Below are 14,762 nucleotides of genomic sequence, written 5' to 3' on the forward strand. Positions count from 1 at the left end.
AGGGAGTGTTGCAAGAGTGTCGCATTCCAATTTTTATTCAGTCTTCGTCATCGATTCCGGGCTGAATGCGGGCCGGACCCCGCCTGCGCGCACTCCCCGATCCCCCAGCCGTGACGAATCCCGGCAACGGGACCCCATCACCACCCCGCGGATCAGATGCAGCCGTCAGGGCCTCGCTCGTCAGACGGCGGCGTCGGCCGAACGCAGGTTTGGTGGTGATCAAGTCAGCACTTGTCGGTTTGCCTACGGCCGGGACTCCCATGAAGCCGGCACACCGGCAGAGACTCGAGCACGAAAACGATTGTGATGGGGCTATCAAGTCTTGGACCAACGGCGTCCGGCCGGCGACAACTTGGAAGCGCGCTCGAACTATTGGAGCGAATCGGCCTCTTGAATAAGGCCGATGCCTTCGGCCGGTTGTCTTGGCCTTCTTTGTCTATCGTCGCCTCAATTGACAATTGCAAAGTGTATCGTTTCTGCAACTCCAATCCTCAAAATCCGAGTTCGGCCGCTCCCGTCAGGGTGCCCGCAGGGTCTTCAGCAATGGCGAAAATCCAATGTCGGCAGCGAGATAGCCTCTCGCACCAATGCTGATTTCGCGCGAGCGAAGTCTACTGCCAAGCCTTGACCGAAAACGACGAACTGCCGATCAAGTGCTCAGCTATCCGTTGGCTCAACTGAGCACTCAAGTAACGCCGCACCCCGCGTGCCGAAGGATTCCGGACAATGATGCCGACCCGTGATTTCCGTCGGGGATTGTTCTCCACCACCGCCCTGATCGGGATGAGCTTGGTCGGGCTCGCCGCCGCAGGGATTCCCCTGCTGGCGCAGCCCGCCTTCGCCGCGGGCGGCAACGGCGGTGGGACCGCCGGGGGCACCGGGGGAGCGGACTCGCTCACCACGACCGGCGGTCCCGGCCAGAACGGGGGCAATCCCGGCGACGGCGGCGGCGGCGGCGGCGCGGGCACGACCGGCGGAGCGGGCGGTCTCGGCGGCGCGGGTGCCGCCGCAGGGGCGAACGGCGCGGCGGCGGGCGATGGCGGCGGCGGCGGCAACGGCGGCGCGCACGGCCCTCTCATCAGCGCATCGAATCTCAGTCAGAATGGGCTGGCGGCAACCGGCGGCGGCGGAGTAGACGGCGGCACAGGCAACACCACGGGCAATGGCGGCGGCGGCGGCGCGGGCGGCGCGGGCGTCGTGTTCTCCGGCACCGCTCAGAATATCCGTTTCGTGAACGGCGCGATTGCGGGTGGAGCCGGCGGCGCAGGTGGCGCGGGTGGAAACTTCGGTGGCTCCGGCGGTACGGGCGGCAGCGGCATCTATGCTGGGAATGGCAACACGCTCGAACTCGCCGGCGGAACGGTCATCGGCGGGGCCGGCGGTCAGGGCGGTACGGGCGCTACGGCAGGGAACGCGGGTCTCAACGGTGACGGGATCACCGGCTCGAACCTCGGGGTGATCCTGGGCGGCGCGACCGTCGCCGATGGCTCGAATGGCGCCGGGCAAGGAAATGCGCTTAATTTCACAGGCGGCAGCAACGCTCTCAGCTTCCGGACGAACGGCAACACGTTGACCGGCGACATCGCCGTCAGCGGAACCCTCAGCATTGCCGATGCGGCGTTGTCGCCGTTCACCGTTATTCTGTCTAACAGCATCACGGGGAACGGCTCGATCACGAAGAGCGGCCAGGGGCAGCTAAATCTTACCGGTATCAACACCTTCTCTGGCGCGACGACGATTGCGTCCGGCGTTTTGGGCGCCAATTCGTCCGTCGCGCTCGGTGACGGCTCGGCCACCAACACGCTCATCTTCGATGCGAACTTCGGCCAGACTGCGACGCTCCAGGCCCTCGGCACCATCGCCTCGCCCACTTCCCGCAATGTGGTCCTGAACACGGCCGGCACCATCGATACGAACGGCAACACGGTCTCCATCGGCGGCGTCATTTCGGGCGCAGGCGACCTGCAGAAGACCGGCGCCGGGACGTTGTCGCTGACCAATGCGAACACGTATTCAGGGCGGACCCTCATCACTGCCGGCACGTTGCAGGCCAACTCGTCCGCCGCCCTCGGCGATGGCTCGGCTACCAACACTCTGGTGTTCAACGCACCCACCGGTGCGAACTCGACCCTTCAGGCGACCGGTGCGTTTACCTCACCATCGTCTCGCGGCGTCGTGCTGGCGAACACCGGTGCGACCGGCATCATCGACACCAACGGCAACGATATCACTATCGCCGGCACGATTTCTGGGACTAACGCAAACCTCACGAAGGTCGGCTTTGGTACCCTAAACCTGACTGGGACCAACAGTCCCACCGCCGGTCAATTCGCGGGTGGCAATCTCAATGTGAATGGCGGAAAGGTCGCCATCAACGGTATCTTCGGCAACACGGTAGCCAACACCACGAACGTAATTGTCAACACGGGCGGCACGCTCCAGGGCATAGGGACGATCGCTGGCTCCGTCCTGGTCAACAACGGCGGCACCGTATCAGCCGGGAACTCGCCCGGCACTTTGACTGTCCTGGGGAATTATACGCTCAACGCTGGCTCGACGTCCCTCTTCGAGCTCGGCTCGGCGGGAATCGTCGGCGGCGCTACCAACGACCTTATCAACGTGGGAGGCAATCTCCAGCTCGGGGGAACGCTGACGCTCGTCAACAGCGCCTCGGCCATCAACCCCGTCGTGTCGGGCGATTATCGTCTGTTCAACTACAACTTCAGGAACCAGGGCGGGACGCTCACAGGCTCCTTCGCGACAATCAATTCACCCGGCACGACCGCCGTCATCGACACGAACGTTGGGAACCAAGTTAACGTCCTCATCAGGAACGGCGGCCAGTCCGTCCAATACTGGGACGGCACCGACATGATCGGCGTCGCGGGCGTCGAAGGTGTCCCTACTGGCATGGCGGGCGCGCAAGGCGGTGACGGGACGTTCAATACTACAAACACGAACTGGACCACGCTCCCTGGCGGTGAGGTTAACGCCCGCTGGCGCTCCGGCATCGGCATGTTCGGAACGACGCCCGGTCTCGTTCAGGTGGCGGCGAGCCCGGATTTCCCGGCCTTCCAGGGCCTGCAGTTCACTGTAAGCGGCTACCAGATCGTGGGTGGCACGCTCATCGCCTCCGGAAACCCGTTCGCGCCGGCTGGCTCGACGGTCCAGCTCGCCAACGGCACGGTTCCGTTTCAAAACCTAAGCTTCCTGAACGTCGATTCCGGCTTTTCGGCCACGATCGGTTCAACCATTGCCGGTGCGGCGGCCAATGTCGGCCTGATCAAGTACGGCGCCGGCACGATGAACCTGACGGGTGCCAACACCTATGCGGGTCCGACGGTCATCGCGGCCGGTACGCTGGGCGCCAATTCGTCGGCGGCCCTCGGCGACGGCTCCGCCACCAATACGCTCGTTTTCAACGCAGACCCTGGTGGGAGTGCGACCTTGCGGGCCATCGGCACCATCGACTCGCCAGCGACCCGCGCTGTGCGGCTGAACTCGGACGGAACGATTGATACCAACGGCAACAATGTGACGCTGCGCGGGGTCATCTCGGGGCCGGGCGGCATCATCAAAAACAATGCCGGCACACTTACGCTGACCAACACAAATACTTATACGGGTGTAACGGCGAACAACGCCGGTACGTTGGTGATTGCCACCAACGGATCGGTTCAGAGCACCGTCTTGAACAACCCGGGTGCCAGCTTTCTCAACCAGGGCACCGCCAACAACAGCCTCCTCAACTTCGGCAATGCACAGAATTTCAGCACCGGCACCATACAAGGTGGCGTCCTGAACGATACGAACGCGACTTTCGATAACCAGGGCACTGTCAACAATACGCTGGTTAATCTCGGCACTGCCACGAACTCGGGCTCCGTCAACGGTGACGCGGCGAACATCGGCCTAGCGAACAGCGGAACCTACACGCAGAACGGCAATACCGCGGTCACAAGGAATGGTACCGGCAACACCGGAACCATCATCGCCAACGGGGGTGCCTTCAATGATGGCATCGCCAACTTCGGCGCAGGCTCCTTCACGGTGTCGAATGGCGCCGCTGTCACGACGAACAACTTCGTCTCGACCAGCGATACTGCGACGCTCACGGTGGCTGGGAGCTTCATGGGCGTGACGACGCTCAACAACACCTCCTCCGCCAATCCCGGCGTGACTGTGGCCGCGACGGGTACGCTCGGAACGACCCAGATTCTCAACAGCGGCACCTTCACGTCGTCAGGCACCACGAGTGCCACCGCCGCGATCTCCAACAGCCGCAATTTCACGATCACGGGTGGAACGGTCGCCACCCCGCTCTTCACCAACAACGGGACGCTCACCCAGACCGCCGGCACGTTGAACGCCACCACCCTCGCCAACAATGCGAACAGCACCTACACGCTCGGGGCCAACGGCACCCTTGCCGCAGCGACCGTGACCAACGCCGGCACCATCGACACGACCGGTAACTTCACCGCCTCGAATGCCGTCACGAACAACGGCATTTTCAGCGCACGGGGAGGCACGATCGCGACGGCGACGTTCGATAACAACGGAACCTTCAATTTCCTCGGCAACATTGCCGGGCCAGTCACGACCTTCAACAACAACGGTACCTTCAATCTCGCCACGAGCAGCGGCTTCTCCGGTATCGGCACCTTCAACAACGCCGGCACAGTCGGCATCGTGAACGGCAACGCCTTCAACGGCACGATCGCCGCCGCGACCTTCAACAACGGCGCCACCGGGCAGATCAACCTGTCCGGCAATGGGGTCACCACCGATACCCTGACCTTGGCCGGCAACTATCAGGGCACCACGGGGTCTCGCCTCCTCCTCGATGTCGATCTCACGCGCGTCAGCGGAACCCGCGCCGACCAGCTCATCGTGAACGGCACGGGCACCGGCAACACGACGCTCGTCCTGAACCGCACCAACCCGAACGCGGGAAGCGGCGTGTTCTTCTCGAATCCGATCCCGGTCGTGTCTTCGGCCGGCGGCAACCTGAACCTGAGCGTCGTGGATTCCGCCGCCAGGCAGCCGGGCACCATCCAGGGCAACGGCTTCATCAACTATGAGCTTCAGCAGAGTGGCGGCACCTACCAGATCGTCTCGCGCATCGATCCGTCCCGGGCGGCCACGTCCATCTCGGGTGTCACGGGCCTGATCACCTCGCTGAACGTCGGCTTCTTCCAGTCGATCAACGCCTTCATCGGCGGCCCGGCGGAGCATAAGAACTGCAAGGACGTGCTGCGGGATTCGAAGTTCTGTGATCAGCAGCAGACCACCGGCAGCGTCGGCGTGACGACGACCGACAAGACGTGGTCCCAGCTCAACCAGCAGGCGGCTGCGGCGCCGGTCGCGGCCACGGTCAACGAGTCGGGCATCATGCCGAACACCATGGGCTTCGGCCTCTGGGCACGTGGCTCCGGCGGCCAGACGACCATCCGCAGCACCAGCACGGCGGATTTCGGCGGCGGCGCCACGCTGTCCGGTCAGAACAAGACCCGGATCGACTTCGCCGGCTTCCAGGTCGGCGCCGACACGGCGATGTTCAACATCAGGAACAGTGGCTACAACCTGCACCTCGGTCTGACCGGCGGCGTCGTCTACGCGAACGGCAAGGAGTTGCTGTCGTCGAGCACGACCGCGGCCTTCCAGGTTCCGTTCATCGGTGGCTACGCCGCCCTGACGAACGGGCCTTTCACCTCTGACATCTCGCTGCGGCATGACTTCTTCGATGCCCGGATCAACGATCCGTTCTCGGGCATCAATCAGACGCGGCTGCCGATCGGCTCGAATACGGTCGGGTCTTCGGTCGGATACCGCTTCGATCTGCCCGGCCTGTTCGGCGGCGAGCAGGCGTACTTCATCGAGCCGTCCGCCTCGATCAGCTACACCAAGACGCAGATCGGCGATCTCGGCGTGACGGGCGGCGCGCTTCAGTTCTCGGACATCGACAGCATTCTCGGGCGCTTGGGCGTGCGTGCCGGCACGACGTTCGTGGCGGGCGACACGCTGGCGCTCCAGCCGTTCGTGACGGGGAGCATCTGGAACGAGTTCGCGGGCAATGCCCTGTCGCGCTTCCTTCCGACGAGCACGGTCCAGGGCAGCACGGACTTCTTCGTGCCGATCCAGACGACTCGCGTGGGCACGTTCGGTCAGGTCGGTGTCGGCGTCACGGGCCAGTTGCTCGGCACTGATCTCCTTGGCTTCGTTCGAGGTGACGTCCGCTTCGGTGACAGGATTGACGGTTACTCGGTCAACGGCGGTGTGAGATACGCTTTCTGAATTGGTCTCCGCGCGAGGAGAGCGGAGCCCATATTGGCAATCCCGCGCGGCACCTAAGCCATAGCCCAAATCCGGAATTCCGAAGGGAATAACCGGATCTAGTATGAGTCCGTGCGTCGGCGCGCTCACCACGCCGACGCACTATTCGTCTAACGCCCCCGAGCATTCGCTTGACTCAAAGGAAAGCGCACGCCCCTGGAGGCGAGCCATAGCCCGCCGGCCGGACAGGGTCGGCGGCGCCGAGCCCAGCGCTGTGACGTCCTCCCATCACTTTGGTCCGGCGTGAGTGCGAGTTTTGCGGTTTGGTGAGACCCTGAGGGGGAAGCAAAGCCGTGAAGAAGTTTAGGTTGACAGAAAAGCAGATCGCCTTTGCACTAAAGCAGGCCATGGCCATGCCGACCAGCGCCACGACCCTGCTGAGCAGAATCCGGAATGTGCCGCTGCCGCCTGTCGACCGTCCGCACGTCATTGACGTCGACGACCGGGCTCTGCGCAGGGGTCGAACCTACGGCACCATCGTGGTCGATCTCGAACATTGTCGTCCCATCGATCTGCTGCCTGATCGCTTGGCCGAGAGCTGGGCCGGGTGGCTGCGCCGCGAGCCACAGATCCAACTCATGGCGCGCGGCCGCTCGACAGAGTATGCGCGCGGCACCACGCTCGGCGCACACACCGCCGTGTAGGTGGCCGATCGCTGGCGCTTGCTACTCAACTCTCGCCAGATGATCGAGCGCTAGCTAGTCTGCATCCACCCGCGCCTGAAGCTATTGCCTCCGGTCGGGACACCGATCCCTTCGAGCCGACGCACCAAAGCGTGCCCTCGCTGAGGCGCTCACCCGCGAAGCCGCGGTCGGGCGATGGGAAGCGCTCTATGACGCTATTCGTCGCCGCCACGCGGCCGGGCAATCGCTCCAACAGATCAACCGCGAGACCGGGTTGGCCCGCGCCACTGTGCGCAAGTACGCCTTCGCCGAACGCCTCCCCTGCCATGGCCGGCGCGGGCCGGGGCGCAGCGTCCTGGGTCCTTTTCTCGACTTCCTGCACACCCGCCACGGCGAAGGCTACGAGATGCTGCGGCGGGGCACCAGCCGAGCCCGGCATCATCACCTCCTTCGAGGCTTGGCTGGCCGACGCTCGGACCTGCGGCGTGCGGGTAAGCAAGAGCTTCCCCGTCAGCCTCGATCGAGACGGGGCTTCCGTTCGCGCCAGCCTTCGCCTGCTCTGGATCAGCGGGTAGGACGAGGGGCAGATCAACCGCCTCATACTGCTCAAGCGCTCCATGTACGGCCGAGCTAAGCCCGACTTGCTGCGTCGCCGCTTCCTCTTCTCAACCCAATCCATCAAACCCAGCGAAGAGCCAGAATCTGGGGGACCCTACCTGGAGAACGGACGACATGGCCAAGCACCGGAAGCCCGAGGAGATCGTGGCCAAGCTACGGCAGGCGGATGTGCTGAGCTCACAAAACCAGAGCCTTTCCGACACCAACTACCCGTGTCGGAGGTCTTCATCTGGACAACCGAACCGAGCTGCTCAACGCCGCTCGTCAGCCCCGTGATCGTCATGAGACAGTCGATGCACTGACTTCCAACCCGGCTCACCAAATTGGGGCAGGTCGTTGCCGCACGGGCCTGACTTATCTCCGGTGATTGTTGTGGAAGGGTGTCCACGGCGGTGGTACACAAGGGATGTTAATGGTGAACGCTAAGTTATTGTTGCTGCTTGTCTTACAGCAGTTTGCGGACACTCCCTCCGTCTCCGCCACTATCATCTATTAGTTTGCTGTCGCAGGCAGGGCGAGTGCGGGGATCTTCATCAGTTCGTGGTGCAGCACGGCCGGCTCGAATTCGCCGTAACCCTCCGCCACGTCCCGCTTGCTGTGTCCCATGAGGGCGCGTGTCACGTCCTCGGCTAGCCGATAGCGCCGGGCCAGCGACGACATCCGGTGCCGCCAGCTGTGAACTGGGGCAAGCCGTTTCTCGTCGAGCCCGAGCTCGCGCACCCAGGGGCCCAGCACCTTGGTGCCGTTGCCGCCGCGCTGGCCGAACTTGTCCGGCGGTAATTGGGCAAAGAGCGGACCTGTGCCGACCACGTGCACGAATTTGAGGAAGCCTGCGTCCAGCACCGCCTGATGCAGGGGGACGATCCGCTCGGAGCTCGCGGTCTTGACCGAGCCCGCCTCGCCGTCGATGACCATGCACCAGACCCCCTCGACTAGCCGCACGTCCGCAACACGCAGTTGGCACACCTCCGAGAGGCGCGCGCCCGAGTAGGCGCATAGCCAGGGCACCCAGCGCAGCACCGGGTTCGTCTCCCGCAACGCGGCCGAGAGGATCGTTGCGGCCTCCGCATCGGTGTAGCTGCGCCGGCCCTTGCCCCCCTTCTTCGCAGCCATGCGCACGCCCGCGGCCGGGTTCGACGGCAGCCGGCGGCTGTCGACGCCCCACTGCAGGACCGTACGCAGGGCTGCGAGCTTGCTGTCGCCGATGGTCTTGGCGCTGAGCCCCTCTGCGATCAGCGACTCTTTCCAGCGTACCACGTCGTCGACCGTGATCCGAGCCGCGTCCGTATGACCAAGGAAGGTGCCGAACTTGCCGATCTCACGCGTCCACTCATAAACCGTCTTGGCCCGCGGCTTCGTCTCCGCCTGCCAGCCTTGCAGCAGATCGTTGAAGGCGACCGCCTTGGCTGCCGCCGGCACGGGTGAGTGGGCTGTAACGGGCAGACCCTTCGCCGGCTCTGCGAGCACGGCACCGTACTCACCGCTGGCGAAGGATCGGAGGATCTGGCTTGCTCGCTGCACGGCTGCGGCCACCGCCCGAGCCATTCGCCGGCGGCCGATCTCGTCGGTGCCGAAGCCGTGCTGTTCGAGAAGTCCCGAAGCCTGCTCCTCGCACCACGCCTCCATCTCCCGCACACGCCGGCCGTCCGAGTCGATCGTGGGATTGCGGAGTTCGTCGAGCAGGGCCTGCGCGCTCATCGGGGGCGGGGGCACCCACAGCCGCGGGGCGAGATCGACCCGCCAGAACGCCTGCTCGCTTGGGTTGGCCCGGTGGCGCGCGAGCCAGTCCTCGTACACCGGCACGGCGAGCGCGTGCGCCTCGACCTCTGACAGGCTGCGCGGGCCGGCCCGCAGGCCCGCCCAGCGCTGCTCGAGCTTGGCCAGTTCCTGTACGTAGCGGGTTCGGGCTTCAACCGGGTCTTTGGTCTGTAGGCTGAGGGTGATCTCGCGCCGCCCGATCAACGCGACGAGGTCGGCAGGGACGCGCTTACGCAACCAGTACACGCCGGAGCGCGGGTGGAGCTGGGGCCGGGCCATCGAAAGAACCATGTGTGTAGCACCGCTGTGTAGCACGCGGGGCCCGATAACGACATGATTTAGTAGGACTTCTTTGCGGATCAGCGGCTTAGGCAGCTGATGGTGCCCAGGAAAGGACTCGAACCTTCACCTCTTGCGAGACTGGTACCTGAAACCAGCGCGTCTACCAATTCCGCCACCTGGGCTCGCCGTCGGCCTTGGCCGGCGACGGGGTTCGTTTAGGCGGCGCAGGGGCCTGCGTCAATCGCGATTCCGCCGCGCCGCCAATTTCTTCCGTTCAGGCGTTCGGCCACTCGCGGATATCCACGAAACGGCCCGCCACCGCCGCCGCCGCCGCCATCGCGGGGGAGACGAGATGCGTGCGGCCTCGCGGACCCTGGCGGCCCTCGAAGTTGCGGTTCGAGGTCGAGGCGCAGCGCTCGCCCGGCCGCAGCTTGTCCGGGTTCATGCCCAGGCACATCGAGCAGCCCGGCTCACGCCAGTCGAAGCCCGCCGCCTTAAGGATCTTGTCGAGACCCTCGGCCTCGGCCTGCGCCTTCACGAGGCCCGAGCCCGGCACGATCATCGCCGAGACGTTCTGGTGGACCTTGCGCTCGCCCACCACCCGCGCGACCTCGCGCAGATCCTCGATCCGCCCGTTGGTGCAGGAGCCGATGAACACGCGGTCGAGGGCGATGTCGGTGATCTTCGTGCCCGGCGTCAGGCCCATATAGGCCAGCGCCTTCTCCTTCGATTGCCGCTTGTTCTCGTCGGCGATCGCGGCCGGATCCGGGATCAGGCCCTGGATCGAGATCACGTCCTCGGGGCTCGTGCCCCAGCTCACCAGCGGCGGCAGGTTGGCCGCATCAAGGCGCACCTCGCGGTCGAAATGGGCACCCTCGTCGGTCACGAGGCCTTCCCAATAGGCCCGCGCCCGGTCGTAGGCCTCGCCCTTCGGCGCCTTCGGCCGGTCCTTCACGTAGGCGAAGGTGATCTCGTCGGGGGCGACCATGCCGGCGCGGGCGCCGCCCTCGATCGACATGTTGCAGATGGTCATCCGGCCCTCCATCGAGAGGGCGCGGATCGCCTCGCCGGCATATTCCATCACGTGGCCGGTGCCGCCGGCCGTGCCGATCTCGCCAATGATCGCCAGGATAATGTCCTTGGCCGTCACCCCCGCCGGCAGCGTGCCGTCGACGGTGATCCGCATGTTCTTGGCCTTCTTCTGCACCAGCGTCTGCGTGGCGAGCACGTGCTCGACCTCCGAGGTGCCGATGCCGTGGGCCAGCGCGCCGAAGGCGCCGTGCGTCGAGGTGTGGGAATCGCCGCAGACGATGGTCTGGCCCGGCAGGGTGAAGCCCTGCTCCGGCCCGATGATGTGGACGATGCCCTGACGCCGGTCGAGGGCGTCGTAGAACTCGATGCCGAAGTCGCGCACGTTCTCGGCCAGCGCCTCCAATTGGATGCGGCTGTCCGGGTCGTCGATGCCCTTCGTGCGGTCCGAGGTCTGCACGTTGTGATCCACGACCGCGAGCGTCTTGCCCGGCGCGCGGACCTTGCGGCCGGCGACGCGAAGCCCCTCGAACGCCTGGGGGCTCGTCACTTCGTGTACGAGGTGACGGTCGATGTAGAGGAGGCTGGTGCCGTCCGGCTGGACATCGACGACGTGGTCGTCCCAGATCTTGTCGTAGAGGGTGCGAGGGCTGGTCATGGTCTTGCTGTCTTCGGGAATGGCCTCGGCGGCGCTGTCGCTCCTGTCCGAAGCTCCTTAGTAAGGATCGGCGGGCGTTTTCGGAAGAGGCGGCGCACGCCGGTTCTAGCGGAAGCCCGACACAACAGCGTATGCCCTCGTTCGTACCGCTCTCCTCTCCGCCTTTTCCCGACACGAGGCCCGCCACGATGCCCGGAGCCGAGCCCGCCGAAATCCTGCTCCTGCGCAGGATGCACCCGCTGGTCGAGAGCACCCTCGACAGCCGCTTCACGGTCCATCGCCTCGACGGCGCGGCCGATCCCGAGGCGCTGCTGCGCGAGGTCGGCCCGCGCATCCGGGGCCTGTGCGTCGGCGGCGGCGTCGATGGCGCGCTGATGGACCGCCTCCCCGCCCTCGAACTCATCGCGAATTTCGGCGTGGGCTACGATGCGGTCGATGCGAAGGCTGCCGCGCAGCGGAACATCGTCGTCACCAACACCCCCGACGTGTTGACGGACGAGGTCGCGGACCTCGCCATCGGCCTCGTCCTCGCGACGATCCGCCGTCTGCCCCAGGCCGACCGTTACCTGCGCGAGGGCCACTGGCCGAAGGCGCCCTTCCCGCTCACCGCCTCCCTGCGTGGGCGGCGGGTCGGCATCCTCGGGCTGGGCCGGATCGGGCGTGCCATCGCCAAGCGGCTCGAAGGCTTCGAGGTCGAAATTGCCTATTACGGCCGCAACCGGCAGGAGGGCGTGGCCTATGCCTATCACGACAGCCCCGTCGGCCTCGCCAAAGCGGTGCATGTGCTGATCGTCGTGGCGCCCGGCGGCGCCGAGACGAAGAACCTCGTGAATGCCGAAGCGCTTCAGGCCCTCGGGCCGGAGGGCATCCTCGTCAACGTCGCGCGCGGCAGCGTGGTCGATGAGGCGGCGCTGATCGCGGCCTTGAAGGCCGGCACGATCCATGGGGCCGGGCTCGACGTGTTCGAGAAGGAGCCGCATGTCCCCTCCGAGCTGATGGCGCTGGAGAACACCGTGCTGCTGCCGCATGTCGGCTCGGCCTCGGAGCACACCCGGACCGCCATGGCACAGCTCGTCGTAGACAACGTGCTGTCGTGGTTCGAAGGGCACGGGCCGATCACCCCCGTCGCCGAGACGCCCTGGAGCCCGAAGGCGTGACGCCCACCGCCCCCCTCGTCCTCGCGGCGGCCCTGGCGCTCGCGCCGGTCGCGGCGTTCGCGCAGCAGGATGCGCTGTCCCCCGCGCTGGGCTTCTCACTCGGCGCACAGCCGCCGGAGGACACCGTCACTCCGCCGCCGACTCCTCCGGCGCCCGCCGCCGTCCCGTCGATTCCGGCCTTTCCCGAGGACACGCTGCCGACCAAGGTCGCGGAGGTGCCCGGCACTTGGGACCTGTCCCGCGACGGCACGAACCGGCGCTGCGTGATGACGCTGCTGGCGGACAGGGGTCCGGCCGGGCAGAAGGTGAATTTCCCCGCGGGATGCCGCCGGTCGCTGCCGTTCATGGCCAATGTCGCGGGCTGGCTCTACGCGGAAGACGCGGTGCGGCTGGTGGATGCCAATGTCCGCCCGGTGCTGCTGTTCAAGCGCCGGCAGGACCGCCGGAGCTATGCCGCCACGGAGAACGGCGAGACCTACAGCCTCGTGCCCCTCGATACGGCGGGGATGCGCCCGCCCGGCGCCGAACCGATGCCAGGCCCGAATGTGGCGACGCCTGCCGCGATGCCGGCCGCCGTGCCATCCCTGGGGGAGCCCGCCACGGCGGCGGCGGCACCCGCCCCCATTCCGGCGCTGTTGCAGCAGGCCGGGACCTATCGCCTCGACCGGCTGCGCCAGCAGGGTACCTGCCGCCTCGGCCTGTCGGCGGATGGCACGGTGAAGCTCCTGCCGGGGTGCCACGACGACGGGATGGAGGTGTTCGATCCCGTGGCGTGGCGTTTCGCCAACGGCCGCATGACGATGGTGGCCAAGCGCGGCCACACGATCGATCTCGTCCCGAACGGGGATGGCGGCTGGCGGCGCGATCCTGAAACGGGCGTCACCCTGGTCCTGCGCAAGGTGACGCCGTAGCGCTCAGCGGCTGCCGCGTCCGTCCTGCACCGGCAGCATCCGCTCCAGCACGCCGTCGCGGCGGATCACGAGGTGCCAAGCCGTGCCGGCGATGTGCAGGGCGACGAGGAGATACACGGCGAACTGGCCGAAGACGTGCACCGTCTCGAAGGCGTTGTGCAGCGCCTCATTCTTCTCCAGGCCGGGGATGGTGAAGAGCCAGAAATACGGCGTCGAGCGGCCGGCGAAAGCGCTGAGCAGGTAGCCACTCACCGGCATGATCAGGAAGATCGCGTAGAGCAGCCAGTGGTTGACCCGGGCGATGAGTTCGAGACCCTTCGGAGTCTTCGGATCGGCCGGCGCCGGGCTGATCATCCGCCACACGATGCGGATCACCACCACCGCGAGGATCGTCAGACCGGTCGACTTATGCAGCACGAACACCGTGCCCTTCGTTTCGCCGTTCGGCAGCGCGAGGGCGACCCAGGCGAGCGGCAGGATGGCCAGGAACAGGACGACCGTCAACCAGTGCAACGCCTGAGAGAGCGGGTTGTAGCGGGGAATGCCGGAGGCGGTGGTGTAGGTCGCCGGAAGGACGGGGCCACCGGCCTGCCGCGAGGGAATCGAGGAACCAGACATGCACCCTCCGGACGATCGCGCGCCGCGACGCGGCGGCGGCCGAAGGGTGGCACCGAGCATAGCAGCGTGTCGAGCGGTTCTAACCTGCGGAGGTTTCGAACGTGTGTCGCGTCGTTGTCGCAACCTCGGCCGCACGGGCGACGTCGATGAGCGCGGAGAGTTCGCTCGCTGCCGCCGTGATCCGCTTGGCGATGGCCGGGTCGGTCACGGTCTCATGGGTGATGCAGTCTGGCCCGGCATAGACCGAGGTCGGCGCCACATGGGCGGCGAAGAAGCCGAAGAGCGGCCGCATCGCATGCTCGACCACCAGGGAGTGGCGCAGCCCGCCGCCCGTGGCGGTCAGCACCACCGGGCGTCCGGCGAGCTTCGCCGGGTCGATGAAGTCGAAGACGTGTTTGAACAGGCCCGCATAACCGCCCTGGTAGACCGGCGTGCCGAGGATGAGGGCGTCCGCCGATTCGATGGCGTCGATCATCCGCGCGGCAGGCAGGGTCAGGTCCGAACGCTGGGTCGCGCCGAGGCCGGGGCCGGCGTCGAGGAGATCGTAGACCCGGAGGTCGATCCGGCGCAGGCGGAACAGCTCGGCCGCCACCGCCTCGACGAGGAAGCGCGTCCGGGCCGGGCGCTTGGCGCTGGCGGCGAAGGCGACGACGCGGGGAATGCGCGGCGTGAGTGTCACGATGGTACACCTTTGAATCAGGTGGGGCCGGTGGCGCAAGGAACGGGCCGCTCACCAGACAAGTCGAGTAGCGCGTTCGGGTTGCGAAACACC

7 protein-coding genes, 1 tRNA gene and 1 pseudogene are annotated in these 14,762 nt (G+C 66.1%); 4 read left to right on the forward strand and 5 right to left on the reverse strand.

What is annotated here, in order from left to right; genetic code table 11:
• Positions 1-726: 726 nt before the first annotated feature.
• Together AAHF99_RS14360 and AAHF99_RS14365 are read left to right on the forward strand one after the other, a co-directional pair.
• On the forward strand, positions 727-6,297 hold the full coding sequence (locus AAHF99_RS14360) for a beta strand repeat-containing protein (protein WP_342165072.1): 5,571 nt from the start codon (positions 727-729) through the stop codon (positions 6,295-6,297).
• 359 nt (positions 6,298-6,656) lie between these two features.
• Positions 6,657-7,630 (forward strand): annotated as a pseudogene (locus AAHF99_RS14365) (transposase); the annotation flags it as partial.
• A 439-nt stretch (positions 7,631-8,069) separates the two neighbouring features.
• On the opposite strand, the gene AAHF99_RS14370 reads toward AAHF99_RS14365, so the two are convergent.
• From AAHF99_RS14370 to leuC, 3 genes are all read right to left on the reverse strand, one after another.
• The gene (locus AAHF99_RS14370; RefSeq protein ID WP_342165074.1) at positions 8,070-9,626 is read right to left on the reverse strand and encodes a DUF6538 domain-containing protein; all 1,557 of its coding nucleotides are present in this window, start codon (positions 9,624-9,626) and stop codon (positions 8,070-8,072) included.
• 88 nt (positions 9,627-9,714) lie between these two features.
• Positions 9,715-9,799 (reverse strand) — tRNA-Leu (locus AAHF99_RS14375).
• Positions 9,800-9,891: 92 nt separating this feature from the next.
• On the reverse strand, positions 9,892-11,304 hold the full coding sequence (leuC, locus tag AAHF99_RS14380; protein WP_342165076.1) for a 3-isopropylmalate dehydratase large subunit: 1,413 nt from the start codon (positions 11,302-11,304) through the stop codon (positions 9,892-9,894).
• Between the two features lie 188 nt (positions 11,305-11,492).
• Here leuC and AAHF99_RS14385 point away from each other — a divergent pair, with 188 nt between their 5' ends.
• Together AAHF99_RS14385 and AAHF99_RS14390 are read left to right on the forward strand one after the other, a co-directional pair.
• Positions 11,493-12,461 (forward strand): 2-hydroxyacid dehydrogenase, encoded by a 969-nt coding sequence (locus AAHF99_RS14385; RefSeq protein ID WP_342165078.1) that lies wholly within the window; start codon positions 11,493-11,495, stop codon positions 12,459-12,461.
• The gene (locus AAHF99_RS14390) at positions 12,458-13,372 is read left to right on the forward strand and encodes an AprI/Inh family metalloprotease inhibitor (RefSeq protein WP_342165079.1); all 915 of its coding nucleotides are present in this window, start codon (positions 12,458-12,460) and stop codon (positions 13,370-13,372) included. Before AAHF99_RS14385 ends, AAHF99_RS14390 begins: the two co-directional genes overlap by 4 nt.
• A gap of 3 nt (positions 13,373-13,375) precedes the next feature.
• Here the strand turns inward: AAHF99_RS14390 and AAHF99_RS14395 are convergent, their stop codons facing one another.
• Positions 13,376-13,990: a cytochrome b gene (locus tag AAHF99_RS14395; protein ID WP_342165080.1), complete on the reverse strand. Its 615-nt coding sequence runs from the start codon at positions 13,988-13,990 to the stop codon at positions 13,376-13,378.
• Positions 13,991-14,069: 79 nt separating this feature from the next.
• Complete coding sequence (locus AAHF99_RS14400) at positions 14,070-14,669, reverse strand: NAD(P)H-dependent oxidoreductase (protein WP_243955548.1); 600 nt, start codon at positions 14,667-14,669, stop codon at positions 14,070-14,072.
• Positions 14,670-14,762 lie beyond the last annotated feature (93 nt).

The organism is Methylobacterium litchii, from assembly GCF_038442315.1.
Lineage (GTDB): Bacteria > Pseudomonadota > Alphaproteobacteria > Rhizobiales > Beijerinckiaceae > Methylobacterium > Methylobacterium litchii.

Coding starts and splice junctions, on each gene's coding strand:
- AAHF99_RS14360 (WP_342165072.1), top strand. CDS start 727: ATGATGCCGACCCGTGATTTCCGTCGGGGATTGTTCTCCACCACCGCC.
- AAHF99_RS14370 (WP_342165074.1), bottom strand. CDS start 9,626: ATGGTTCTTTCGATGGCCCGGCCCCAGCTCCACCCGCGCTCCGGCGTG.
- leuC (WP_342165076.1), bottom strand. CDS start 11,304: ATGACCAGCCCTCGCACCCTCTACGACAAGATCTGGGACGACCACGTC.
- AAHF99_RS14385 (WP_342165078.1), top strand. CDS start 11,493: ATGCCCGGAGCCGAGCCCGCCGAAATCCTGCTCCTGCGCAGGATGCAC.
- AAHF99_RS14395 (WP_342165080.1), bottom strand. CDS start 13,990: ATGTCTGGTTCCTCGATTCCCTCGCGGCAGGCCGGTGGCCCCGTCCTT.